Origin of the sequence: Collimonas sp. OK242 (genome assembly GCF_900107095.1) — a bacterium.
GTDB lineage: Bacteria > Pseudomonadota > Gammaproteobacteria > Burkholderiales > Burkholderiaceae_D > Collimonas.
Genome location: NZ_FNOR01000003.1, coordinates 70,656 through 96,088 on the forward strand (window position 1 = coordinate 70,656; position 25,433 = coordinate 96,088).

15 protein-coding genes are annotated in these 25,433 nt (G+C 59.5%); 4 read left to right on the top strand and 11 right to left on the bottom strand.

Features of this window, described 5'->3' with window-relative positions; translation table 11 throughout:
- Positions 1-2: 2 nt before the first annotated feature.
- From BLV81_RS03500 to BLV81_RS03525, 6 genes are all read right to left on the bottom strand, one after another.
- On the bottom strand, positions 3-1,445 hold the full coding sequence (locus tag BLV81_RS03500; RefSeq protein WP_092352476.1) for an efflux transporter outer membrane subunit: 1,443 nt from the start codon (positions 1,443-1,445) through the stop codon (positions 3-5).
- Positions 1,446-1,456: 11 nt separating this feature from the next.
- Positions 1,457-2,740: an efflux RND transporter periplasmic adaptor subunit gene (locus BLV81_RS03505; protein WP_092352478.1), complete on the bottom strand. Its 1,284-nt coding sequence runs from the start codon at positions 2,738-2,740 to the stop codon at positions 1,457-1,459.
- 70 nt (positions 2,741-2,810) lie between these two features.
- Positions 2,811-4,682, bottom strand: a complete 1,872-nt coding sequence (locus BLV81_RS03510; RefSeq protein WP_092352480.1) for an ABC transporter ATP-binding protein — start codon at positions 4,680-4,682, stop codon at positions 2,811-2,813.
- 192 nt (positions 4,683-4,874) lie between these two features.
- A complete protein-coding gene (locus BLV81_RS03515) occupies positions 4,875-6,467 on the bottom strand; it encodes an OpgD/OpgG family glucan biosynthesis protein (RefSeq protein WP_092352482.1) in 1,593 nt (530 codons plus the stop codon).
- Between the two features lie 33 nt (positions 6,468-6,500).
- On the bottom strand, positions 6,501-9,119 hold the full coding sequence (mdoH, locus tag BLV81_RS03520) for a glucans biosynthesis glucosyltransferase MdoH (protein WP_369823805.1): 2,619 nt from the start codon (positions 9,117-9,119) through the stop codon (positions 6,501-6,503).
- Positions 9,092-10,606, bottom strand: coding sequence for a glucan biosynthesis protein G (locus tag BLV81_RS03525; protein ID WP_255364924.1), 1,515 nt, complete (start codon positions 10,604-10,606; stop codon positions 9,092-9,094). Before BLV81_RS03525 ends, mdoH begins: the two co-directional genes overlap by 28 nt.
- 473 nt (positions 10,607-11,079) lie before the next feature.
- On the opposite strand from BLV81_RS03525, the gene BLV81_RS03530 reads away from it, so the two are divergent.
- Both BLV81_RS03530 and BLV81_RS03535 read left to right on the top strand, forming a co-directional pair.
- On the top strand, positions 11,080-11,592 hold the full coding sequence (locus tag BLV81_RS03530) for a dihydrofolate reductase (RefSeq protein WP_092352488.1): 513 nt from the start codon (positions 11,080-11,082) through the stop codon (positions 11,590-11,592).
- 259 nt (positions 11,593-11,851) lie between these two features.
- Positions 11,852-14,116, top strand: a complete 2,265-nt coding sequence (locus BLV81_RS03535) for an arginine/lysine/ornithine decarboxylase (protein WP_092352490.1) — start codon at positions 11,852-11,854, stop codon at positions 14,114-14,116.
- Between the two features lie 102 nt (positions 14,117-14,218).
- On the opposite strand, the gene BLV81_RS03540 is transcribed toward BLV81_RS03535, so the two are convergent.
- The 5 genes from BLV81_RS03540 to BLV81_RS03560 all read right to left on the bottom strand — a co-directional run bounded on the left by BLV81_RS03540 (position 14,219) and on the right by BLV81_RS03560 (position 21,986).
- Positions 14,219-14,431: a DUF1653 domain-containing protein gene (locus BLV81_RS03540; RefSeq protein WP_092352492.1), complete on the bottom strand. Its 213-nt coding sequence runs from the start codon at positions 14,429-14,431 to the stop codon at positions 14,219-14,221.
- Between the two features lie 17 nt (positions 14,432-14,448).
- On the bottom strand, positions 14,449-15,669 hold the full coding sequence (locus tag BLV81_RS03545) for a DUF2863 family protein (protein ID WP_092352494.1): 1,221 nt from the start codon (positions 15,667-15,669) through the stop codon (positions 14,449-14,451).
- A gap of 1 nt (position 15,670) precedes the next feature.
- Positions 15,671-16,237, bottom strand: coding sequence for a dCTP deaminase (dcd, locus tag BLV81_RS03550; protein ID WP_092352496.1), 567 nt, complete (start codon positions 16,235-16,237; stop codon positions 15,671-15,673).
- A gap of 131 nt (positions 16,238-16,368) precedes the next feature.
- Entirely contained in the window at positions 16,369-20,406 is a 4,038-nt protein-coding gene (hrpA, locus tag BLV81_RS03555; RefSeq protein ID WP_092352889.1) for an ATP-dependent RNA helicase HrpA, read from the bottom strand.
- 146 nt (positions 20,407-20,552) lie between these two features.
- Positions 20,553-21,986, bottom strand: coding sequence for an alkaline phosphatase family protein (locus BLV81_RS03560; RefSeq protein WP_092352498.1), 1,434 nt, complete (start codon positions 21,984-21,986; stop codon positions 20,553-20,555).
- 351 nt (positions 21,987-22,337) lie between these two features.
- On the opposite strand from BLV81_RS03560, the gene BLV81_RS03565 reads away from it, so the two are divergent.
- Together BLV81_RS03565 and BLV81_RS03570 are read left to right on the top strand one after the other, a co-directional pair.
- On the top strand, positions 22,338-24,011 hold the full coding sequence (locus tag BLV81_RS03565) for a peptide chain release factor 3 (protein WP_092352500.1): 1,674 nt from the start codon (positions 22,338-22,340) through the stop codon (positions 24,009-24,011).
- 179 nt (positions 24,012-24,190) lie between these two features.
- Positions 24,191-25,426, top strand: a complete 1,236-nt coding sequence (locus BLV81_RS03570) for an amino acid ABC transporter substrate-binding protein (RefSeq protein ID WP_092352502.1) — start codon at positions 24,191-24,193, stop codon at positions 25,424-25,426.
- Positions 25,427-25,433: the final 7 nt, after the last annotated feature.

The window sequence follows — 25,433 nt, forward strand, 5'->3', positions numbered from 1 at the left end:
TACTAGCTGCCCCGCGTCGGCTCGACAGCGGGTTTGCCGGCAGGCACATCCTGCCAGCCCCCGCCCAGGGCTTTGTAGAGCGACACGGTGGCTTTCAGGCGCTTCAGCTTGATCTGGCCGAGTTCGTTCTGCACTTCCGACAACGAGCGCTGGGTATCCAGCACCGTCATCAGATCCTCGGCGCCGACACGATAGCGAATTTCGGATAGATCGAAAGCAAAGCGTGCCTGCTCCATTTCCGTGACTTTCAGCTGGCGTTGTTCATCCAGGCTGCGGATCTGTCCCAACGCGGTGTCGACTTCGGACAGCGCGGCAATCACGGTCGAACGATAGATCTGCACCAGCTCCTGCTTCTGCGCAAGCGCCAGGTCACGCTGGCTGTTGAGGCGGCCGGCGTCGAAAATAGGCGCGACCAGTCCGGCACCCAGATTGACCAGCATGTTGGGGCCGTTAAACAGCGACAGCAACGCATTGCTTTGGCCGCCGGCCGAGCCGGTCAGACGGATGCTGGGAAACAGGGCGGCGCGCGCAGCGGCGACGTTAGCGTTGGCCGCTGCCAGCTCAGCTTCGGCATGACGGATATCCGGACGGCGCGACAGCAGTTCCGACGGCAAACCCGGGGTTACCTGCGGCAGCAGAATCTTGGCCAGCCCTGGTTCGTTGACCGTAAACGTCTGAGGCGGGCGCCCCAGCAAAATCGCCAGCGCAGTCTGCGCTTCGCGCTCCTGCTGTTTGAGATCGGGAATCACGGCTTTTTGCCCGGCCACCGCCGAGCGCTGCCGCGCCAGATCCAGCGGCGATGCCGAGCCGGCGCGGCTTTGCGCCGCTACCAGTTTCAGCACGCGCTCTGCATTGTCGACGTTTTTCTGGGCGATTTCGATCCGGTCGCGCAGCGATAACACCTGCAGATAAGTCGATACGATACCGCTGGTGACGGTCAACGCCACCGTTTCCCGGTCATAGCGATTCGCTTGCAAAGACGCTTCGGCAGCTACCAGTCCGGCTCTGTTTTTGCCCCAGAAATCAACTTCGTAGCCGATTTCAAGCAAGCCGCTGGTAGAGGTGACGGCACTGCCGCTGGAAGCCAGCGGCAGCGCGCGATTGACGCTGGTTGAAAAGTCCGCGTTCGGCAGCAACGGGGCGCCGGCAATCCGTGCTTGCGCTTCGGCTTGCCGCACACGCGAGATGGCCGCGGCAATTTCCAGATTGCTGGCCTGCCCTTGCGTCACCAGCAGGCTCAACTCATCGCTGCCAAACAGCTTCCACCAGCCGCTGTCGGGCCAGTCCTGCTCGCCGTTGTTGGCGGACAGATCCCAGCTTTGGGGAATTTCGACGCTGGGAGTCGCTTCCCGAATCTGAACCTGGTTTGCACACGCGCTCAGCAACAGCAAGACGCTGGCACAAGCGGCAGCGGCGGGCCAGCGGCGACGAGAGAAATGATCCATATGCAATTCCCTCAACGCGCTTTAGGCGCCGATGCAGCCGGCGACGGCGTGGCATTCATTACCGCCGGCACGGATGTCGGCGCTGGCGTCGCGGCAGCCACCGTGGGGACCGCGTTGACCACTACCTGCTCACCCGGCTCCAGCCCGGACAAAACCTGCGCTATCTGATCATTGCGAATGCCGATTTTTATCTTGCGCGGATTGGCTTGCCGATTCGCTTTCGGATCGGCGTCGGCCACCCTCACCACATAGCTGCCATCGGCTTCCGGCTTGCCTAGCAGCTTCACCGGCAATATCACGGCATCGTGCACCTGCGCCAGCACGAAGCGGACTTGCGTGCTCATGCCGCTCATCAGTTCTTCTTGCGGGTTGTCGACTTCAAACAAGACATTGTAAAAAGTCTGCTTGCCTTGTTCGCCCGAGCCATCGGCAGGCACCGGGATCACTTGCCGCAATTTGCCCGACCAGCGTTTGCCGGGGTAGCCGGGAGTAGTGAAATACGCCGTCATCCCTTTGCGTAACAGCGGCACGTCGATTTCCGCCACCCTGGCCTGCACCGTCAACCGGCTCAGGTCGGCAATCCGCAACAGCGGCACGGTTGTCTGGCCAGGATTGATCATCTGGCCGGTACGCGCCGCGACCGACACCACGGTGCCGCCGATCGGCGCCAACACCTGGGTATGGCTGCGGGTCAATTCGTCGTCTTTCAAGGTCGCTTCGATCTGGCGAATCTGGGCATTGATCGCCTCGACCCGGGCCGATGCGGAATACATGCTCATGCGGCTGGATTCGTAGGATTCCTCGCGCGTGGCGTTCTCCGCTTTCAACTGTGTCTGGCGTTTGAACTGCAATTCGGCAAAATCCAGCTGCGCCCGCTGGTCCGCCAGTTCCGCCTGCAATCTGGCTAGCTGGGCGCGGTTGCTTTCCAGCCGTGCCGAAGGCAAGGTCGGCGTGATCTCGACCACCATCTTGCCGGATTTGACTTCGTCGCCCACCATCACCAGCACGTCCTTGATCTGGCCCGACACCTGGGCCACGACATCGCTGTATTTATGCAATTGCAATTTACCGTTGGCCAACACCGCTTGCTCGATGTCGCCGCGCCGCACCACCTCAGTCTGCAAAGCAAGCGGGATCGGCTTGGGTGCCGGCGGCGGTTTGTGCCAGAACGCTTTCCATACCAGGAATCCCGCTCCCAGGGCAATCAGGAGCGCGAGGATTGCCGTCAGCCAGCGCCGGCCGGTGTGGCTGAAAGCGGCGGGTAAAGCAGATTTGTCGGTCGGTTCAACGGTCATTGGTGCAAACTCAAGGTACAAACTCAGGATTCATCAAATTTCAGTGGCAACGTACAATTTCTTGTTCGCCTTAAGCTAACACAGCCTGCGTCTCGCCCGGCAACTCATCTTCATCTATCTCTTCGCCGAGGAAGCCGCCGCTCTGATGCGCCCACAAGCGCGCGTACAGGCCACCGCGTTCCAGCAAGCTGCGGTGATCGCCCTCTTCGACGATGCGGCCCTGGTCGAGTACGATCAGGCGATCCATGGCGGCGATGGTCGACAAGCGATGGGCAATCGCCACCACCGTCTTGCCTTCCATCAGCCGGTACAAGCTGGCTTGAATCGCCGCTTCGACTTCCGAATCGAGCGCACTGGTAGCTTCATCCAGCAGCAGGATAGGCGCATCTTTCAACATCACGCGAGCGATCGCGATCCGTTGCCGCTGGCCGCCGGACAGCTTGACCCCGCGCTCGCCGACATGGGCGTCGTAACCGGTGCGGCCTTTGGGATCGGTCAGGGTCAAAATAAATTCATGCGCCTCCGCACGTTGCGCCGCCACCAGCATGTCGGCGTCGGTGGCGTCAGGACGGCCGTATAGCAGGTTGTCGCGCACCGAGCGGTGCAGCAGCGAGGTATCCTGCGTCACCATGCCGACCTGCGCCCGCAAGGTGTCTTGCGTGACGCGGGCAATGTCCTGGCCATCGATCAGGATGCGGCCTTGTTCAACGTCGTAGAAACGCAGCAGCAAGTTGACGATGGTCGATTTGCCGGCGCCGGAACGTCCGACCAGGCCGATCTTTTCACCGGGACGGATATGCAGGGACAACTGATCGATCACCGGCCGCTGGCCGCCATAGGCAAAACTGACCCGCTCAAAATCCACCGTACCTTGCTTCACGTGCAGTGGTTTGGCATCGGCCAGATCCTGCACCGCATGCGGGCGCGACAAGGTATTGATGCCGTCCTGCACCGTGCCGACCTGTTCAAACAACGAGGCAAACTCCCACATGACCCAATGCGAGATGCCGTTCAAGCGCAAAGCCATCGCCGTCGCCGCAGCGACCGCGCCGATGCCGACCTGGCCTTGGGTCCATAGCCACAGCGCAGCGCCGGCGGTACTCAGGATCAGCAACATGCTCAAGACATGATTGACGATTTCAAAGCCGGTCACCAGCCGCATCTGGCCATGCACGGTCAGCAAGAACTCCTGCATCGCCGAGCGCGCGTAACCGGCCTCGCGGCCGGCATGCGAGAACAGCTTGACGGTAGCAATGTTGGTGTACGCATCGGTAATGCGGCCCGTCATCAAGGAGCGCGCATCAGCCTGGGCCTTGGCGACCTTGCTCAGGCGTGGCACAAAGTGACGTAAAGCCAGGCTATACAATACCAGCCAACTCAGGAACGGCACCAGCATCCAGCCGTTAAAGCTGCCTACCACCGCCACCATGGTGAAAAAATAAATCACCACGAATACCAGGATGTCGCACAGGATCATGCAGACATCGCGCACCGCCAGCGAAGTCTGCATGACTTTGGTCGCAACCCGGCCGGCGAACTCGTCCTGATAAAAATTCATGCTTTGATTCAGCATCAGGCGATGGAATTTCCAGCGCAGCAGCATCGGGAAATTCCCTGCCAGCGCTTGCTGCTTGAACATGCTTTGCAAGGCGACAACGATCGGACTGGCCAGCAAGATCCCCGCCAGCAAAAGCAGATTCCCGCTTTCATGGGTCCACAAGGTCGACGGCTCGACGTGGCCCAGCCAGTCGACAATCCGTCCCATCATGGCGAACAACAAGGCCTCGAACGCACCGGTAACGGCGGTCAGCAAGGTCATGGCAATAATATAAGGGCGCAAACCCTTGGTGCAGGCCCAGACAAACGCAAAAAAGCCGCGCGGCGGCGGCGTCATGACGGCATCCGGATATGGATGCAACAGTCTTTCGAACCATCCAAACATGGAAATACTCCAAAATAGGCAGGGCAAAAAGCTAGCCCAAGCCCAACAGTATATTGTAAATTTGGCAGGCGCTTCTGAATGCTGCGCGGGGTGGACGCGAATACCCGCGCGTTGTCCGAGACAAGCGTCGTTGTCTATTGGATGTCACGCGCGGGCATTTGTGCCCGCGCTGCCCTCAATGCGAAACTTGCTTTAGTAAGTACGCGTGGCAGGTGCCGGCGGGGTCCACTGATACAACCAGGTTTCACTCAGCGGCTGGCCGTCTGCCGCCAGATAGACCCGCAGATCAATCGGTTCGACGCCGTCATCGGCCGGTTTCAAATCGAACATCGCGCGATAACCGTGGATGGCGTCCAGCGGACGCGCAGAACTGATTTCCACCTTGCCGCGCGAGACGCTGATCATCGCCTTCACCTTGGCATCCTTGCCCAGTAAAGCCAGGTCGCCGCCGGCAAAATCGATTGCAAAACGCCGTGAATAGTAAACGCGCTTCTGGCCGACCACGCCGCCCATGCCGGTGCGGGTCGCCACAACTTGCGCCAGCGGCGGCGAAAACGGCATCTTGCTGCCCCAATGCAGACGATAGGCGAACAAACGTTCCTGCCCGGCTTGCGGCTTGTCGGCGGGATTCCAGAACGCCACGATGTTGTCGAAGGTTTCGTCAGCGGTAGGGATTTCCACCAATTGTATCGCGCCTTTGCCCCAGCCCGATTTCGGTTCTACCCACAAGCTTGGGCGACGATCGTAGAACACGCCGTCATCCTGGTAATGATCGAAATTGCGGTCCCGCTGCAACAAGCCGAAACCGCGCGGACTCTCATCCTGATAAGCGTTGAAACGCAGATGCTCGGGATTGGTCAGCGGGCGCCAGATCCATTCGCCATTGCCGCGCTGCATGGCCAAACCGTCGGAGTCGTGGATTTCCGGACGCCAGTCGTCGCTGGCGCCGATGCGGCGGTCATTCTCGCCGTACTGGAACATGCTGGTCAGCGGCGCCACGCCCATGCGTTCGATGGTCTTGCGCGGATAGAGCGCCACGTCGACATCCATCACCATGGTGGCGGACGGCTGGATTTCGAAGCGATAGGCGCCGGATACGCTAGGCGAGTCGAGCAGCGCATAGACCACCAGCTTGCCGGAATCCTTGGCGGGACGCTCCAGCCAGAAGCTGGTGAAGTTTGGAAATTCTTCTGGCTTTTCCATGCCGCAATCGATGGCCAGGCCGCGTGCCGACAGGCCATACTGCCATTCGGCGCCGACCGCGCGGAAATAGCTGGCGCCCAGAAATGCCGTGATATCGCGCTCCAGGTCGGTATGGAAATTCACCCGGAACCCGGCAAAGCCAAGGTCCTTCGGCATGTGATCGGCCTTCAGGCCGCTCTTGCCATAATTGAACATCGCCGGATCGTAAGCCAGTTCCTGCGCCTGGCCGTTCTTCAGTTCGTAGATCTGCACCGGGCTCTTGAAGAACAGGCCGAGATGGAAAAACTTGGCCTGAAAACGCAGTTTATCGTCACTCCACAAGGCATGGCCGTCACGATAGCTGATCGACTGGTATTGATCCCAGTCGAGCGCCTTGACCTCTGGCGGAATATGGTTTTCCGGTGCTTTATAAGGCTGGCTGGCGAGCTGCCTTGCACGGCCTTTCAGCCAGGCGTAATCGAAGGCTTGCGGCTGCCCCAGGAATTTCAATTGCGCTGGCGCAGCTGCTGCCAGCAGCGAACTTGCAGGGAAGCCGGCGGCAGCAAGTGCCGCCGACGCTTTCAGAAAATCACGTCGTAACATGGTGCTCCTTGATTGATTGAAACGATGGCTGGCTCAAGGCGTTGCGGCCGCTGTAGCAGCTGTAACAGCCAGCAGCGATTGCCAGCGCCGGTTGGCCTGCTCCGAATTCCAGATGTCGAAATGCAGCTGGGACAGCGTCAAAGGATCGTCCAGCAAAGCATTTTTTTGGCGCGGCGACAAGCCGTCCGGGCCGCCCTTCAAGGCGGCCTGAAGCAGCGCCGCACGCGCCGCCAAGGTGGCTGCCGGCACAGCAGGGCGTGCGCTCACCGCCGCACACGCCAGGGCATTCATGACCGGATCGATCACCGCGTCATTAAATTTGGCCAAGACTTTACCGTTGTCGTTATAGACCGTGGTGGCGGCCAGTTCGGCCGGCAAATCGACCTCTTCCGGAATCACGAACAAACGCGCACGGCGGAAGCTGCGGCCGAGCGTAACCCGGCTCGAGAACACCGAGAGCGGGATCGATAGCATCAGCGAGCCGACGATGGGCAGCAACCACCACAGGAATCCCGGCTCCAGCCAATACACGCCGCCGCCCCACAGCAGCCCCAGCAGCGTATGGCCGCCATGGCGGCGAACCGCTTCGCCCCAGCTGGTTTCAGCATCTTCGCGCGGCGGCGACTTCCAGCTGATTGCCCAGCCAAGAAAGGCAGCGATCACGAAGCGCGTATGAAACAGCATGCGCACCGGCGCCAGCAGCATCGAGAACAACAGTTCCATGATCATGCTGGCGGTCAGGCGCAAGGCGCCGCCGAATTCGCGCGCGCCCTTGACCCAGATCAGCACCACGCTCAACACCTTAGGCAGGAAGAGCAAGGTTGCGGTCGCCGTGAACAAGGCCAAGGCGCGCTCCGGATGCCACTCGGGCCAAACCGGGAACAACTGCCCTGGGGTCACGAAATATTCCGGCGCCACCAGCGTGTGCACCGCCAGCAATACCGTCGACAGCATCAGCGACAGGAACCACAGCGGCGCCGACAGATAGGCCATGACGCCGGTCACGAACACCGCGCGATGCACGGCATGCATGCCGCGCGCCAGGAACAGCCGGAAATTCATCAGGTTGCCCTGGCACCAGCGGCGGTCGCGCTTCAGTTCGTCGAGCAGGTTGGGCGGCATTTCCTCGTAGCTGCCGGCCAGGTCGTAGGCGATCCAGACGCCCCAGCCGGCGCGGCGCATCAACGCCGCTTCGACGAAGTCATGCGACAGGATTTCACCCGCCAACGCGCCCTCGCCGGGCAGCGGCGCCAGTGTGCAATGTTCCATGAACGGCCGCAGGCGAATGATTGCGTTGTGCCCCCAGTAATGGGATTCGCCTAGCTGCCAGTAATGCAGGCCGGCGGTAAACAACGGGCCGTATACGCGCGTCGAGAATTGTTGAATCCGCGCGTACAAGGTATCGCGGCCGGCGGCGCGCGGTGCGGTCTGGACAATCCCGGCGGTGGGATTGGCTTCCATCAAACGCACCAGGGTAGTCAGGCAGCTGCCGCTCATGACGCTGTCCGCATCAAGCACGATCATGTAGCTGTAGTTGCCGCCCCAGCGGCGGCAAAAATCATCGATATTGCCGCTCTTGCGTTTGACGCGGCGCCGCCGATGCCGGTAAAAGATCCGGCCGAAGCCGCCTACCGTCTGGCACAAGCTGGCCCAGGCGTCCAGTTCGGCGCTGCAGATATCGCTATCGCCGCTATCGCTCAACACGAAGAAATCGAAACGATCCAGTTCGCCGCTGGCGGCAACCGACTCGTAGGTGGCGCGCAGGCCGGCGAATACCCTGGTCACATCCTCATTACAGATCGGCATCACGATCGCGGTTCTGGCGCTGGCTGGAATCGGTCCTGGCGCGGCATCTTCGCGTGAAATCACGTAACGATCGCTGCCGCGCATCAACACCAGAAAGCCTGCCATGGCGGTCCAGAATCCCGCCGAGACCCAGCAAAACAACAGGGCAAACAGACCCAGCGTCACCAGCTCCAGCGGCTTGTCGCCGTGATACGGCAACACCGCGCTCATGAAATACGTCGCCAATGCAGTCTGCGCCAGCATCAGCAGCAGCAGCACGATGCGCCGCAGATTGCCGCGCGACTTGCTCCGATGCTGATCCTGGCTGTCGGCTTCAGCCACGGGCAATGGTTCCGGCTTTGGCAATTCAGTCGAACGCGGCGCTTTTTTATGGCGCCGCTGCGAGGCGCGCGGACGCAAGTCGAATTTCTTATTCGCGGTTTCTATCCAACGCACCAATGGATTCAAAGTTCCCCATGGATGGGCGACGATCGGCGTCCGCTGCAACGGCGGTGCGATGGCGATGCGGGCGCGGCCGTCGGCATCGGTGCTGATCTGCGGCGTCCGATGCGCTTGGGCCGCGCCGGTTTGCGCAAAAGCCAGTTGCAGCCGGGCCGCCACCGACCCGTAAGCCGGATTGAAGTCAGCCAATTCAGGCAGCGCCGGCGCATCCTGACGCCCGTCCCTGGCCAAAACCTGATGCAAGGCCGTCATCGAGGCATTGCCATGCGCCGCCAGCTGTTCAGACAAATTTGCCCGCCGCTCCGCCGATAAGGGCAAGCGATCGAGATAGCGATCATAGATATCCGGCAGGCCCGTCGCGGGCAGCTGCTTGCGGTCTAGTTGGGCGGTAATATGTAACTCCAGGTTTCAGATAAGGTTGTGCTGCCGCCGCGCAAAAATCCCCGCAGTTCGACCGGCTTGTTGTCTTCGTTGCGGCGCACGCGCACCGTCATGCGCCAGCCGCCGCTAACCTCGTTGCGGAACACCTTGGTCTCCAGCACCTTGCCATTGTCGTCGGCGCTGACCACGCCTTCGGGCTGGACCTTGTCAGACAATTTCTTGAATACCGGACCTTCGAAATCGATTACCAGGCCGATGCTGTTGTCGTCGCTCTTTTTTTGGAAACCGAAGCCGCGCCGGGTCTGCGTCACCCACGACAAAGGCGGCCGCTTTTCGGCTTCCTTCTGCCATGACAAAGTGTATTCCAGATTGAAGGGCTGGCCGACCTTGGGCGCGGTTTCCGGCACCCAGAACGCCACCACATTGTCGTTGGTTTCATCCGGCGTCGGGATCTGCACCAGTTCTACCCTGCCGCTGCCCCAGCTACCCTTGGGCTGGACCCAGGCGCTAGGCCGCTTTTCATATCTGGCGTCCAGGTCCTGGTAACTCGCAAAGTCGCGGTCACGCTGCATCAGACCGAAGCCGGCCGGATTGCTGAGCGCGTAAGAGGTCACCAAAAGCCGCTTCGGATTGACCAGCGGCCGCCAGATCCATTCGCCAGTGCCGGAGGCCACCGACAAGCCATCGGAGTCGTGCACTTCGGGCCGGTAATCTTCGCCTTGCGGGCGCTGGTTATCGCCATGCAGATACATGCTGGTCAACGGCGCCAGTCCTAGCTTGCTGACGTTTTCGCGCAGGTACAGCTGGGCTTTGACATCGACCACGGTATCCGCGCCCGGCTTGAGCACAAAGCGATATGCCCCGGTGATGCGGCGCGAGTTGAGCAAGGCGTAAATGGTCAGTTCCTTGTCGCCGGCTTTCGGCCGCTCGATCCAGAACTCCGTGAAGCGCGGAAACTCCTCGCCCGAACTCAATCCGGTATCGATTGCCAGGCCTCTGGCCGACAGCCCGTAGCCTTGATCCTTACCCAAGGCGCGGAAATAACTGGCGCCAAGAAACGACAACGCTTCGTCCTTATATTTAGCCGTATTCAGCGGGTAATGCACCCTGAATCCCGCGAAGCCCAGCGAACGCAGCTTGTTCGTATCGATTTTGTTGCCGCCATAATCGAAATCATTCGGATCGAAACGGATTTCGCGCACGCTCTCGCCGTTGATCTCGTTGATCTTCACCGGCTGGTCGAAAGAATATCCTTCGTGAAAGAAGGCCAGTTCAAACGGCAGTTTCTGGTTGCGCCAGGTAAATTTTTCCGGACGGAAGCGTATGTCCTTATATTGCTCATAATCGAGATTGCTGATTTCTTTTGGCAGATTGCTCTCAGGCTTACTATAGGATGTTGCCGCAAGAGTCTTTGCCTGTTTGGCAACGGTATTGAAATCGAAAGCGAATGCGTTGCCGCCAACTAACGGCAGTAACATGGCAAGCGGCAAGGCAACTGGCAAGATCGCCATGCGTAGCCGCGCTGGAACGGAGGTGCGCGATCGCGTCCGCTGAAACAAATTTAAATACATTGGATTCCCATCTGACACTGCTGAATTGACCTGCCCGCGCCTACCTGTGCCGGCAGCATCGAGAGCAGGCGGTAGTTTATCAGTGTTCCATCATTTTTTATGTCCATCGAGAAACTAGTAAGCAACGCTTTTTATTAGAGCCGGCACTGAAATCATGCAAGGCTTATGCCATTGCATGACGGAATTGCCAAACCGGCAAATCTGCAGCAGAACGGCAGCATAAAGTGAAAAAGAGGAAAATCCCTGACCTGGCTAACCTTGGCTGAACATCACTTAGCTAGTCTTAAGCTAAGTTATCCAGCCCTGGCATTTAAGAGCAATGACGAGCGCACAAAGTTCCGCCCAAGACTTTATAGTAATATCACTCCTTTTTACCCAAGCCTGCGAATCGGCAGGCCCACGCACCAGCGCCCATGACTTCTCGCCTCACCATTATCGTCGCGACCGACGCTCACAACGGCATCGGCATCCGCAACACCCTGCCCTGGCATTTGCCGGAGGATCTGGCGCACTTCAAACGCACTACCTCGGGCCACCCTATCATCATGGGCCGTAAAACCTTCGAATCGATAGGCCGGCCCTTGCCGCAACGACGCAATATCGTCATCACCCGCAATCCCGACTGGCGTCACGACGGCGTCGAAAGCGCGCCCTCGCTGGCGGCCGCGGCGGCCATGGTTGGCGACGCCGAAGCCTTCATCATCGGCGGCGCCGAAATCTATGCCGCGGCACAGGAATTGACGCAACGCCTGATCATCACCGAAATCAAGCACAGCTTCGATTGCGACGCTTTTTTCCCGGCGCGCGACCCGCAGCAATGGCAGGAAATGTCGCGTGAAACCCATCATTCCGCCGCCAATGGTTTTGACTATGCTTTTGTGGTGTATGAGCGCTGCGCGCCAGGCCTCAGCGTGGTCAGCAGCTGACCGCACCCGTTGACGGAATAGCATCTGTTGTTTTCTGCAGGAATTCCGTCATCTTTATCCCCTAATCCGTGCATATCTGCGAAAATTCGACTTTCTTTTTTGGGCGTTGCCTCCATCTCTGGCAATGTCTGAAGCAGCAGGCTGCATGCCCTACCCAGGCAATACCCCGGAGCGTTTTTAACGCCGGCCGGGACAACGACTTTTAAGCGCCACTTCGATTGGCAGCCTTGTTATCAACCACCGTCTCTTGGAGACCTTGATGAAATTCCGCTTCCCCATCGTCATTATTGACGAAGACTTCCGTTCTGAAAACACTTCCGGCCTCGGCATCCGCGCACTCGCCGACGCCATGGAGACAGAAGGCATGGAGGTATTGGGTGTCACCAGTTACGGCGACCTGTCGCAGTTCGCCCAGCAGCAATCGCGGGCATCGGCCTTTATCCTGTCGATCGACGACGAAGAATTCGGCGCCGGTTCGTTTGAAGAAACCGATCATGCGCTGAAATCGCTGCGCGCATTCGTTGAAGAAATCCGCCACAAGAACGCCGACATCCCGATCTACCTGTACGGCGAAACCCGCACCTCGCGCCATATTCCAAACGACATCCTGCGCGAACTGCACGGCTTCATCCACATGTTTGAAGACACGCCGGAATTCGTTGCACGCCATATCATCCGCGAAGCCAAAGCGTATCTGGACGGCCTGTCGCCGCCATTCTTCCGCGCGCTGGTGCACTACGCGCAAGACGGTTCCTACTCCTGGCACTGCCCGGGACATTCGGGCGGCGTCGCCTTCCTGAAGTCGCCTATCGGCCAGATGTTCCACCAGTTCTTCGGTGAAAACATGCTGCGCGCCGACGTCTGCAACGCGGTTGAAGAACTCGGCCAGCTGCTCGACCATACCGGCCCGGTAGCCGCTTCAGAGCGCAATGCAGCGCGCATCTTCAACGCCGACCATTGCTATTTCGTCACCAACGGCACCAGCACCAGCAACAAGATGGTGTGGCACTCGACCGTAGCGCCGGGCGATATCGTGGTGGTTGACCGCAACTGCCACAAATCGATCCTGCATTCGATCATCATGACCGGCGCCATCCCGGTGTTCCTGATGCCGACCCGCAACCACCTCGGCATCATCGGGCCGATTCCGCTGGAAGAGTTCACGCTGGAAAGCATCCGCAAGAAAATCGAGGCCAATCCGTTTGCGCGCGAAGCTGTCAACAAGAAACCGCGCATCCTGACCATTACCCAATCGACTTACGATGGTGTGATCTATAACGTCGAAACCCTGAAGAACATGCTCGACGGCGAGATCGACACCTTGCATTTCGACGAAGCCTGGCTGCCGCATGCGACTTTCCATGATTTCTACAAAGACATGCACGCGATCGGCAAAGATCGACCGCGCGCCAAGAAATCGATGATCTTCTCGACCCAGTCGACCCACAAGTTGCTGGCCGGCCTGTCGCAGGCGTCGCAAATCCTGGTGTGCGAATCCGAGAGCGTGCAACTGGATCAGGATGCCTTCAACGAAGCCTACCTGATGCACACTTCGACTTCGCCGCAATACTCGATCATCGCCTCTTGCGATGTTGCCGCCGCCATGATGGAAGCGCCGGGCGGCACGGCGCTGGTCGAGGAAAGCATTCTGGAAGCGCTGGATTTCCGCCGCGCCATGAAGAAGATCGACCAGGAATGGGGCAAGGACTGGTGGTTCCAGGTATGGGGACCGAACAGCTTTTCGGAAGATGGCATAGGCAGCCGCGAAGACTGGGTGATCCGCGCTGAAGACGACTGGCACGGCTTCGGCAACCTGGCGCCGAACTTCAACATGCTCGATCCGATCAAGGCCACCATTGTCACGCCGGGCCTGTCGCTGGAAGGCAAGTTCGGCGAGAGCGGCATTCCGGCATCCATCGTGACCAAATACCTGGCCGAGCACGGCGTTATCGTCGAGAAATGCGGCCTGTATTCGTTCTTCATCATGTTCACCATCGGCATCACCAAGGGCCGCTGGAACACGTTGCTGACCGCGCTGCAACAGTTCAAGGACGATTACGACAAGAACCAGCCGATCTGGCGCATCCTGCCTGAATTCGCAGCCGCCAATAACGGCAAGAATGCGCGCTACGAGCGGCTCGGCTTGCGCGACCTGTGCCAGCAGATCCATGAGACCTACAAATCCTACGACGTGGCGCGCCTGACCACCGAGATGTACCTGTCCGACATGCAGCCTGCCATGAAGCCATCCGACGCCTTTGCAAAAATGGCCCACCGCGAAATCGACCGCGTGCCGATCGACCTGCTCGAAGGCCGTGTCACCTCGATCTTGCTGACGCCTTACCCGCCGGGCATTCCGCTGTTGATCCCGGGCGAACGGTTCAACAAGACCATTGTCGATTACCTGAAGTTTGCACGGGATTTCAACGAGAAATTCCCCGGCTTCGAGACCGATGTGCACGGTCTGGTGAAGCGCGAAGTGAATGGCAAGCGGGATTATTTCGTGGACTGCGTGCGGCAGTAAATTCAGCAGTAAGCTTGGAACCGCCTGAAAAACAAAAACCGGGAGGCTCGATGGAGCGTCCCGGTTTTTTTATATTCCTGATGCTGGTCTTACAACGTGGTCTTACAACGGCGCGAACCGCCGTGCGCCATTCTCAAGCAAGCCGTTGAACAGCTCCGCGGGCCTCACCCACAGGCCGGGCGCATGCGGCCACAGGTGTTCATACACCACCATCGCCTCTTCGGTTTCCGAGTGCCTGGCGACACCGATGTAGCGGTACAGGCCGCCCTTGTAATGCCGATGGGTGGCGATTTTCCGTGCCTCTTCTTCAGTCACTCAATTCTCCAACACAGTCAGTGCGCCTGGTAAGGCTGCATTTCGGACGGCTGCCCGTCCGCTTCAAATCGCATTGCGACCACCAGCGAGGTGACGCCGATAGTGCGCAGCGCATCGTAGGTGTCGTCGACTTCCACCTGCAGGTCGGCGCCGGCAGCCAGCGGCTTTTCCGATGAGGCCAGCAAGGCGCCGTCCTTGCCGTACAAATTCACCCGCAAGAGCATTTCGCCGCGCACATCGGCCGGACCGACGACGGCGCTGGCGTCGGAAGATGCAACGCCGTGCTGATCGAGGCCATGGTTCAGCTCGGACATCATCTGCAACGTGAAGTACTCGGCAATGCCGCGTTCCTTGCCGCCATGGAACAGGTCCTGGTAGAGGAAGTGCAGGTCGACCTCGCTGCCATCGGTGACCAGGCAACGCTTGAGTAGCGGTGCGACCTGCTCGGTCCAGCCATGAAAGCGCTCTTCGCGCGCGCTGAAGTAGGCGTCGGCGCCGGCTTCGTCGTCCGGCACCGTATAAAACGCATCGTCGGTCGCCTTGAGGGAAAAGCCCAGCAGGAAACGCAACTCGACCGCATCGTCGTCCGCCGCGAACAGGTTTTCCGGCCAGCCGCTGATGCTGCGTTCGATGGCATCCGTCGCCCCCAGCTTCTTGTCTGCCATGGCGCCGAACGCATCGCGGTTCATTTCAAACAGATGGCTGTAACGGATGCTGTCGATTTCGTCGAGGTGGTAGGCGTGGCTGACCAGCACTACGGTCGCATCCGGCCCTTCCAGCTTGGCCTGCTTGAAGCTGGCGGACAGCGCATCGAATGCTTCCTGGTCCTGGAAGCACTGCTCACGCTTGAGGCCGCCGCCGACGTGCGCGAAGAATGGCACCACGAACGCGTTCAGCTCCAGCACCTTGCCTTCATCGCGCCGCACCAGCAAAATCTCCGAGGCTTCTTCGACCTGCTCTTTCAGGAATTGCCAGGCGTCGAGATCGGCGTACTTGGTGCGCTCAATCGCGTCATACAGAATGTCATCTTTTTTCTGCTGCAGGCTCTTCTTGATGATCTTGTGAAAATCGATGGCGGCCTGCTGCAGTACGGCGCCGGCAGCAACGCCTTCGGCTTCGTCGCCGTCCTGCTCGGCGAGGTCGATCGCCAGGTCGCACAGTTGCTGGGTGACGGCTTCGTCTTTATCTTCGGGGGAAAGGCTGGATTTCCGCGGCGCCGGGCGCTTGTTCTTTGGCATGTCAGGTCTTTGGCAGGGTCACGCCCTGCTGTCCCTGATACTTGCCGCCGCGGTCCTTGTAGGATGTCTCGCAGATTTCATCGCTTTCGAAGAACAGCACCTGGGCGCAACCCTCGCCGGCGTAAATCTTGGCCGGCAGCGGCGTGGTGTTGGAAAACTCCAGCGTCACATAGCCTTCCCACTCCGGCTCGAACGGCGTGACGTTGACGATGATGCCGCAACGCGCATAGGTCGACTTGCCGAGGCAGATAGTGAGTACGCTACGCGGGATACGGAAATATTCCATGGTGCGCGCCAACGCAAAAGAGTTAGGCGGGATGATGCAGACATCGCCGCTGAAATCGACGAACGATTTCTCGTCGAAATTCTTGGGGTCGACGATGGTGGAATTGATATTCGTGAAAATCTTGAATTCATTGGCGCAGCGGATATCGTAGCCATACGACGAGGTGCCGTAAGACACGATCTTGTGGCCGTTAGCCTCGCGCACCTGGCCAGGTTCGAACGGCTCGATCATGCCGGTTTCCTGCGCCATGCGGCGTATCCACTTGTCGGATTTGATGCTCATAGCGTATTTCCTCTTCTGCCTGCAATAGTATGTGATGAATTTGTAACCCGGATTTGGCGCAATTTTACGCGAAAACCCTTTTAAAGCAGCGATTTCACGCCCTACGGCCCGCTTACCGATGCTTACCGGCTCTAACGTTGCATGGTTTCCCAGACTTTCTGCAAGCGCTTGACCGAGACCGGCATCGGCGTCCGCAACTCTTGCGCAAACAGCGACACCCGCAGCTCTTCCAGCAGCCAGCGGAATTCCGCCTGCTTCGGATCCGTCTTGCCGCTCCGGTCTTTTTGCGCACGTTGCCACGGCGTCGCCACCTGCGCCCATTCCGCCATCAGCTTGGCGTCGCGGCTCGGATCGGCGCGCAATTTCTCCAGCCGTACATTCACCGCCTTGAGATAGCGCGGAAAATGGGTCAGGTTGGCATAGTCGTTATCGGCAATGAAACGCTTGCCGACCAGGGCTTGCATTTGCGCCTGGATATCGGCAACCGCCTGCGGATGCCCTTTGGCGCCCTGGAGGCGCTTCGGCAAACCGTGGTACTCGCCCAGGATCAGCGCCGCCAGCCGGGCAATTTCATTGCACAGCAAACCCAGCCGCGACTTGCCTTCATCCTTGCGCTGCGCGAATTCTGCGGCAGTCCTGGGCAGCGGCAGTTGCAGGCAGGCGCGTTCAAGCCCCGCATAAATAATCTGGTCGCGCAGTTCTTCCTGCGAGCCCAAGGCCAGGAATTGCATGCCCATTTGCTGCAAGCCAGGGATATTTTTCTCGAGGAATTTCAATTGCTCCTTGAGTTGCAAGGCAAACAAGCGGCGCAAACCCAGATGATGGACCCGCGCCGCCTCGTTCGGATCGTCGAATACTTCCAGGTCGCAATGCGTCGCCCGGTCCACCAGCGCCGGAAAACCGATCAAGGTTTGCTTGCCCTGCTGGATTTCCAGCAGTTCGGGCAGTTCGCCGAAGGTCCAGCTGGTGAGGTTGCTGAACTGCGCATTGGCGCTGTCGCCGCTCATTGCCGCCGGCTGCGCGCCAGCCCGGGTTGCCGTGGCCGCTGGCGACTTGGTTGCCGAATGCGCTGCTGGCGCCGGTACGCCCTGACTGTTTGCGGCCGGATTGTCGTCGGCGACCGTGACGCTTGCCAGCTTCTGGAAACTTTCGCGCGCCTGTCCGCCAAACTCGGCTTGCAAGGCGGCCAGGTTGCGCCCCATGTCGAGCTGGCGGCCATGCTCGTCCACCACCTTGAAGTTCATCGCGTGATGGGCCGGCAAGGTTTCCTGCTTGAAATCGGTGCTGCGCGTGGCGACGCTGGTTTCGCTGCGGATATCCGCCATCAAGGCATCCAGCAGATTGCCGTGGCCGAACCCATGGCGCGCCTGTATCCGCTCGCAAAAGCCGGCGGCGTAGTCCGGCAGCGGCACGCAATTGCGGCGTATTTTTTGCGGCAGGGACTTCAGCAGCAGATGGACTTTATCCTTCAGCATGCCGGCCACCAGCCAGTCGCAGCGGTCGGCATATACCTGGTTCAACGCATATAAGGGCACCGTCAGCGTGACGCCGTCGCGCGGCGTGCCTGGTTCGAAATGATAGGACAAAGCCATTTCGATGCCGGCCACCCGCATCACCTTGGGGAACAGTTCGGTGGTGATGCCTGCGGCTTCATGGCGCATCAAATCGTCACGGTTCAGGAACAGCAGCTTGGGAGTCTGGACGTTGACATCCTTATGCCATTTTTCAAACGTGATGCCATTGCAGATATCGGCCGGAATCAGCTTGTCGTAAAACGCCGCGATCAGTTCATCGTCGACCAGCACGTCGAGCCGGCGCGACTTGTGTTCCAGGTTCTCGATTTCGCGGATGAGCTTCTGGTTGTGCGCAAAGAATGGCGCACGGGTATCGAATTCACCGCCGACCAGCGCATCGCGAATGAAGATCTCGCGTGCTTCCTGCGGATTGATCAAACCGAAATTGATGCGGCGCTGGCTATATACCACCAGCCCGTACAAGGTGGCGCGCTCCGATGCCGATACCTGCGCCGTACGTTTTTCCCAGCGCGGCTCGCCATACGATTTCTTCAACAGATGGGCGCCGACCCGCTCCAGCCATTCCGGCTGGATCTGCGCAATGCGACGCGCGTATAGGCGGCTGGTATCGACCAGCTCGGCCGCCATCACCCATTTGCCAGCCTTCTTCGACAAATGCGAACCCGGCCACAGATGGAATTTGATGGCGCGCGCACCGAGGTAATGCGAGTCTTCGTCGCCCTTGAAACCGACATTGCCAAGCAAACCGGTCAGCAAGGCGCAATGCAATTGCTCATAGGTGGCCGGCGCTTCGTTCAAACGCCAGCCCTGCTCGCGCACAATCGTCAGCAGCTGCGAATGCACGTCGCGCCATTCGCGCAGGCGCAATTGCGACAGGAAATTGGCGCGGCAGTTATCCATCAGCTGGCGATTGGTTTTCTTGTGTTCGATCGCGTCTTCAAACCATTTCCAGATTTTCAGGTAGCTCTGGAATTCCGATTTTTCATCGGCGAATTTCTTATGCGCCAAGTCCGCCGCACCTTGCGCTTCCAGCGGCCGGTCGCGCGGGTCCTGCACTGACAAGGCGGCGGCGATGATCAGCATTTCGGTCAGGCAGACATTGTCCAGCGCGGCCAGAATCATGCGGCCTACGCGTGGATCGAGCGGCAGCTTGGCCAGCTGGCGGCCGGTTTTTGTCAATGCATTATTGTCGTCAACCGCGCCCAGTTCCTGCAGCAGCTGATAACCGTCGGCGATGGCGCGGCCCGGCGGCGGTTCGATGAACGGGAAAGTTTCGACGTCGGTCAGATGCAGCGACTTCATCCGCAAGATGACGGAAGCCAGCGACGAGCGCAGGATTTCCGGCTCGGTGAATTTCGGCCGCTGCAGATAATCCTGTTCTTCGTACAGCCGGATACAGACGCCGGCGGCGACCCGGCCGCAGCGGCCGGCGCGCTGATTGGCGGCCGACTGCGCAATCGGCTCGATCTGCAGCTGCTCGACCTTGTTGCGATAACTGTAGCGCTTTACCCGGGCCAGGCCGGCATCCACCACATAGCGGATGCCCGGCACGGTCAGCGAAGTCTCGGCGACATTGGTGGCCAGCACGATGCGCCGCGCATTGGACGACTTGAACACCCGCTCCTGTTCCTGCGCCGACAGACGGGCGAATAGAGGCAGGATTTCAACATGGGGCGGATGGTGCTTGCGCAACGCCTCGGCGGTATCGCGGATTTCACGCTCGCCCGGCAAAAACACCAGCACATCGCCGGAGCCGATACGGGCCAGCTCGTCGACCGCGTCCACTACCGCATCCATCAGATCGCGTTGCTCGCGGTCGCGCTGGGCTGCGCTTTGCGGCGCGTTCGGCTTGGCTGCCGCAGCGGCGGGATTGACGCCGCTGCGATCGGCATTGTCGACCGGCCGGTAGCGCACTTCGACCGCATACAGCCGGCCGGAAACCTCGATCACCGGCGCCGGCTTCTCGTTCGTGCCGAAATGGCGGGCGAAGCGATCGGCATCGATAGTCGCCGAGGTGATGATGATTTTCAGGTCCGGACGCTTCGGCAGCAGCTGCTTCAGATAGCCGAGCAGGAAGTCGATGTTCAGGCTGCGCTCATGCGCCTCATCGATGATGATAGTGTCGTACTGGCGCAGCAAGGGATCGGTCTGGGTCTCGGCCAGCAGGATGCCGTCGGTCATCAGCTTGATCCAGGCGCCCTTGCTCAGGGTGTCGTTGAAACGCACTTTGTAACCGACATGCTCGCCCAGCGGCGAGTTGAGTTCCTGGGCGATGCGCTTGGCAGTGGAGGAAGCAGCAATCCGGCGCGGCTGGGTGTGGCCGATCAAGCCGTTCTGGCCGCGCCCCAGCTCCAGGCAAATCTTCGGCAGCTGGGTGGTTTTACCCGAACCGGTTTCGCCGCACACGATGATGACCTGGTTTGCCGCCAGCGCCGCCGAAATTTCAGCGCGCTTGCCGGAAACCGGCAACTCCTCGGGAAACACGATGGGCGGCAGCGGATTGCGCTCAGGCGCCGGCCGCGCTGACTCTGGACGCGATGAAGCAAACCGCGGCTGGGATGGACGGCCAGCAGCATGCTGGGGACTTGGGCGATCTGCTGATCGCGGCGGTTTATTGGATTCTGATACTGACATGAGGATGGAATTATACAGAGCGATATCGATAAATATCGACAAAACAGCCGCTTATCGCCAACTCCGCCAGTATTTACCGTCTCTTGCTGTCCAATGCAATAAAACCATCACTATTTTCGCGCAACCAGGCGTCAGCCGCCGCAATCTCAAGAATTGACTTTGGTGGGCCGGCGCTTGAAGAAATCTACCGCATGTTGCCGCGTCCGGATATTGTTCAGCGTTGTCGCCGGATCAAGGCCGAAGCGGCGCGCCGCCCCGCTCACCAGGCTTTTCTGCAGATCGTTCAGCGGCGTTGACAGCGGGGGTTGCAGCCAATCCGTGCCCGGCGCGGCAATTTGCGGAAGGTCGGTGCGCGGCGTAGCCAGCGTCAATACCTGGGCCAGCGTCGGCGCCGCCGCCACGCGTTTGCTGGGCAACATATCCGAGGCGCCAATCCCGATCCAGTCACGCAATGTCGCGAGTATCGACGCATGGTCGTAAGGCACGCCGGTATCGGAGCGAAACACCGTACCTGCGGCAATATAGGGTGAAACCAGTACGGCGGGCACGCGCACGCCGAAGCGGTCAAAACCGAAACCCGCATCGCCAGGCTCGCTGGCCGCATCCGGCGGCTTTGCGTTGCCCGGAGGAAGCACATGATCGTAGCAACCGCCATGTTCATCGTAGGTAATGATCAGCAAGGTTCTGTTCCAGCCCGGGGACGTACTCACGGCAGTCCAGATCGCATGAAGAAATGCCTCGCCCGCCTGAACATCGTGCGGCGGGTGCTGATCATTCGGTTCCAACAGGAAGCACGGCTCGATAAAACTGTAAGCCGGCAGCGTATCGCTGGCACAGGCGTCGACAAATTCCGTAAAGCGGCTGAAATGCCCGTTAAGCAACGGATCCCACAGCTTGGGAAACATGGTGCGCGTGAGCGACGGCGTCACCAGCGTGTCGCTATAGACAGACCAGCTGCTGCCTATGGCCTGGAACACGTTGTAGATGGTCGGCACATCCCAGTCGAACGGATCCGGCGGGTCGCCATTGTTGATAAGCCCGTTGGAAGTGCCGGCGTGAACGAAGGCGCGATTCGGCCAGGTCTGGCTGGGCACCGACGCGAACCATGCATCGGATACGGCGTATTGTCGCGCCAACGCTGCCAGCACAGGCAGCTGGCTGCAATCGTGGCATTGCATGATTTGGGTGGCGTCGGCGGTAGCGGTGGTGGCATAGTTGAGGACGAAGCCTTGCATCGGCCAAAGCGGTGCCGGCGCCTGGGCAGCAGCGGCGCCTTGCGGACCGTACAACTGATAAGTCACGTTGTCGAAGGTTTCCTCAGGATCGGGATCTGGTGTTGTGCTGCTGGCCGTGCCGCGCCCGACCATGATCTTTTGCGGGGGATCGCCGTCAAAGTAGCCCGAATTCACCGGGTTCCACAAATCGCCATGCAGGCCGTCGAATTGCGCGGCGCTGGTGTTTGGCAAGACCAGCGCCGGTGCGCTGCCGTCCGCATATAGCCAGCCAAGCATATTGTCGAGCGAGCGGTTTTCGAGCATGACCACGACCACGTGTTCGATCTGCGGCAGAATCTTTCCCATAAGCATCTCCTTTTGGAAAAGTGTAGTCACGCCCCCGAGGAAGATCAAGGAAGCGTGTCATCTGCTTCAGTGCAACTGCCATGGACAAGCATCAATTTGATGTAAATTTAACATCAGACATTGATGCAACAGCCGGCGCTTGCCGTCAGGCAGCGCAAACGGCCATGTTCCTGCCCCGATCCCGGCCCGCGATCCAGATGCCAGAACCGTCAGCCGCCCCGCCACATACGCTATAATCGCGGGTTATTGGAAGCAAATACTGCCCAAACAGCGGCAGTAGCAACGCTTGCCGTTTTCCCGTACTCATAAAATTATCAAGGCAGGCGGCCGAGATCGCCTGAACCACGCATCATGCAAGAACCCGTCTCCGAGCAGCCGAACATCGATAGCGCCGACCTCAACGACAACGCCATTGCGCAAGTCTCTAGCGAGCAGATCGCCAGCGAAGTGGCGCGCCGCCGCACCTTCGGCATCATTTCCCATCCGGATGCCGGCAAAACCACGCTGACAGAAAAACTGCTGCTGTTTTCGGGCGCAATTCAGCTGGCCGGCACGGTCAAGGGCCGCAAAAGCGGCCGCCATGCGACTTCGGACTGGATGGACATCGAAAAGCAGCGCGGCATTTCCGTCGCCAGCTCGGTCATGCAGTTCGAATACCGCGACCACGTAGTCAACCTGCTCGATACCCCGGGCCATCAGGATTTCTCGGAAGATACCTATCGGGTACTGACAGCGGTCGACTCGGCCTTGATGGTGATCGATGCCGCCAAGGGCGTTGAAACCCAGACCATCAAGCTGCTCAACGTGTGCCGCATGCGCAATACGCCGATCATCACGTTGATGAACAAGATGGACCGCGAAACCCGCGATCCGCTGGAATTGCTGGATGAGCTGGAATCGGTGTTGAAGATCCAGTGCGCGCCGGTTACCTGGCCGATCGGCATGGGCAAGACTTTCCGCGGCGTGTATCACTTGCTGCGCGACGAAATCCTGCTGTTCGCCGCCGGCAACGACAAGGCCGACCAGACCTTTGAAGTGATCAAGGGCATAGCCAACCCGCGCCTGGACGAAATGTTCCCGCGTGAAATCGAGCAATTGCGGATGGAAGTCGAACTGGTGCACGGCGCTTCGCATCCTTTCGACCAGGAAGCTTTCCTGGCCGGCGTGCAAACCCCGGTATTCTTCGGCTCCGCCATCAACAATTTCGGTATCCGCGAAATCCTCAATGCGCTGATCGACTGGGCGCAACCGCCGGGCTCGCGCGATGCCACCGTGCGCACCGTCGCGCCGACAGAAGCGAGCTTCTCCGGTTTCGTGTTCAAGATCCAGGCCAATATGGACCCGGCGCACCGCGACCGGATTGCTTTCCTGCGCGTCTGCTCCGGCCATTTCCAGCGCGGCATGAAGATCAAGCATCTGCGCCTGAACCGCGAGATCAAGGTGTCGAACGTGGTGACCTTCATGGCGTCCAGCCGCGAACAGGTCGAAGAAGCTTACGCCGGCGATATCATCGGCCTGCCGAACCACGGCAATATGCAGATCGGCGACAGTTTCTCCGAAGGCGAACTGTTGCAGTTCACCGGCATCCCCTACTTCGCCCCGGATTTTTTCCGTTCGGTGCGGATACGCAATCCGCTCAAGATCAAGCAGTTGCACAAAGGCTTGCAGCAGCTCGGTGAAGAAGGCGCGATCCAGGTGTTCAAGCCGGTCACCAGCAGCGATCTGGTATTGGGCGGGGTCGGCGTGCTGCAGTTCGAAGTGGTCGCCAGCCGCCTGCTCAACGAGTACGGCGTCGATGCCGTATTCGAAGGCACCAGCATCAGCAGCGCACGCTGGATCACCTGCGACGACAAGAAAATCCTGGCCGACTTTGAAAAATCATCGGCCGGCCACAACGTCGCTTACGATGCTGCCGGCAACATGGCCTATCTTGCGACCTCGGGCGTGAACCTGCGCCTGACGCAAGAACGCTGGCCGCAAGTGGTGTTCCATGAAACGCGGGAGCATGCAGTCAAGCTGAACTAAAATAAATTTCCTATCAAAAAGCCCCGCCCATACTCAGGCGGGGCTTTTTTTTTGCTTCTTCCCGGATCGCATTGCAATATGCTGCAGGAGATCTCCAGTTTGCATTTCGGAAATCGCAAGAGTAAGCTCTATACAGTCTGAATACCACGAGTCGCAATTCTTTTAAGAAAGCGTACATCATGTTAGTTCAACGTTCGCGTCTGCTCCCCGCCCTAACCGCTTTCCTGTTTTCCACCCTATCCACCGCCCTTCTTACCTGCGCTCCGGCCGGCGCCGCGCTGGCCCAGGATGTCTTGCTGGGCGCCTCCGTGCAACTGACCGGTCCGGTCGCCAACACCGGCCGCTATTACCGCGATGCCTATCAACTCGCGATCGACAAGATCAACGCGGCGGGCGGCGTGAAAATCGCTGGCCAGACACATAAACTGGCGCTCAGGCTCTATGACAATCAATCCGACGTCAATCTCAGCGTGCGCCAGTACACGCGCCTGGTGACAGAGGACAAGGTCAACCTGCTGCTGGGGCCGTTCGCCAGCAATTTTGCGCTGGCCGATTCGGCCGTATCGGAAAAATACAAGATTCCGATGGTCGAGGGCGGCGGCGCTTCGGACCAGATCTTCGCGCGTAAATTCAACTACATTTTCGGTACGCTGGCGCCTGCCAGCAATTACTTCGGCAGCACCGTCGAGATGCTCAAGTCGCTCAAGCCGGAGCCGAAATCCCTGGCCCTGCTGTATGCCGACGACGCCTTCGACGTATCGGTCGCGGAAGGCACGCGGCCCAAATTGAAGCAAGCAGGCTTGAATGTCGTCATGGATGAGCGCTACAGCAGCAACGCCACCGACTTCAACTCACTGCTATCCCAGATCAAGAGCAAGAACGTCGACGTGGTGCTGGTGGCCGGCCACGAAACCGAGATCCTGAATTTCGTGCGGCAGGCCAAGAGCCTGGCAGTGGCGCCGAAACTGTATTCGTTTACGGTGGGCGTGCCGAGCGAAGATTTCCGCAAAGCCTTGGGCAAGGATGCCGACTACGCGTTTGGCATGACAGCCTGGCTGCCGACTGCCACCTTGAAAGACCGCTGGTTTGGCGATGCGCAGCAGTTTGCCAAGGAATACAAGGCCAAATTCAGCTATGACCCGGATTATCATGCGGCTTCAGGCGCCGCCGATGTAGAAGCGCTGGTGCAAGCCATGGAAGACGCCGGCAGCATCGATCCGCAAAAGGTGCGCGACGCATTGGCGAAGATCAGGTTTGATAGCCTGTACGGCCCCATCGCGTTCAATGCGCAGGGACAAATCGACCTGCCGCAAGTTGTGATCCAGGTGCAAGGCGATCAACTGGCTGAAATCTACGGCACCAAGGGTTTCGTGAAACATGCCAAATACCCGATGCCAGCCTGGTCCGCACGCTAAGCCGGCA

Bases quoted from the DNA above. Each gene is read 5' to 3' on its own strand.
- BLV81_RS03535 (WP_092352490.1), top strand. From the start codon at position 11,852: ATGAAATTCCGCTTCCCCATCGTCATTATTGACGAAGACTTCCGTTCT.
- BLV81_RS03570 (WP_092352502.1), top strand. From the start codon at position 24,191: ATGTTAGTTCAACGTTCGCGTCTGCTCCCCGCCCTAACCGCTTTCCTG.
- BLV81_RS03530 (WP_092352488.1), top strand. From the start codon at position 11,080: ATGACTTCTCGCCTCACCATTATCGTCGCGACCGACGCTCACAACGGC.
- BLV81_RS03505 (WP_092352478.1), bottom strand. From the start codon at position 2,740: ATGACCGTTGAACCGACCGACAAATCTGCTTTACCCGCCGCTTTCAGC.
- BLV81_RS03510 (WP_092352480.1), bottom strand. From the start codon at position 4,682: ATGTTTGGATGGTTCGAAAGACTGTTGCATCCATATCCGGATGCCGTC.
- dcd (WP_092352496.1), bottom strand. From the start codon at position 16,237: ATGAGCATCAAATCCGACAAGTGGATACGCCGCATGGCGCAGGAAACC.
- BLV81_RS03545 (WP_092352494.1), bottom strand. From the start codon at position 15,669: ATGCCAAAGAACAAGCGCCCGGCGCCGCGGAAATCCAGCCTTTCCCCC.
- BLV81_RS03500 (WP_092352476.1), bottom strand. From the start codon at position 1,445: ATGGATCATTTCTCTCGTCGCCGCTGGCCCGCCGCTGCCGCTTGTGCC.
- hrpA (WP_092352889.1), bottom strand. From the start codon at position 20,406: ATGTCAGTATCAGAATCCAATAAACCGCCGCGATCAGCAGATCGCCCA.
- BLV81_RS03525 (WP_255364924.1), bottom strand. From the start codon at position 10,606: ATGGCGATCTTGCCAGTTGCCTTGCCGCTTGCCATGTTACTGCCGTTA.
- BLV81_RS03565 (WP_092352500.1), top strand. From the start codon at position 22,338: ATGCAAGAACCCGTCTCCGAGCAGCCGAACATCGATAGCGCCGACCTC.
- BLV81_RS03515 (WP_092352482.1), bottom strand. From the start codon at position 6,467: ATGTTACGACGTGATTTTCTGAAAGCGTCGGCGGCACTTGCTGCCGCC.
- BLV81_RS03560 (WP_092352498.1), bottom strand. From the start codon at position 21,986: ATGGGAAAGATTCTGCCGCAGATCGAACACGTGGTCGTGGTCATGCTC.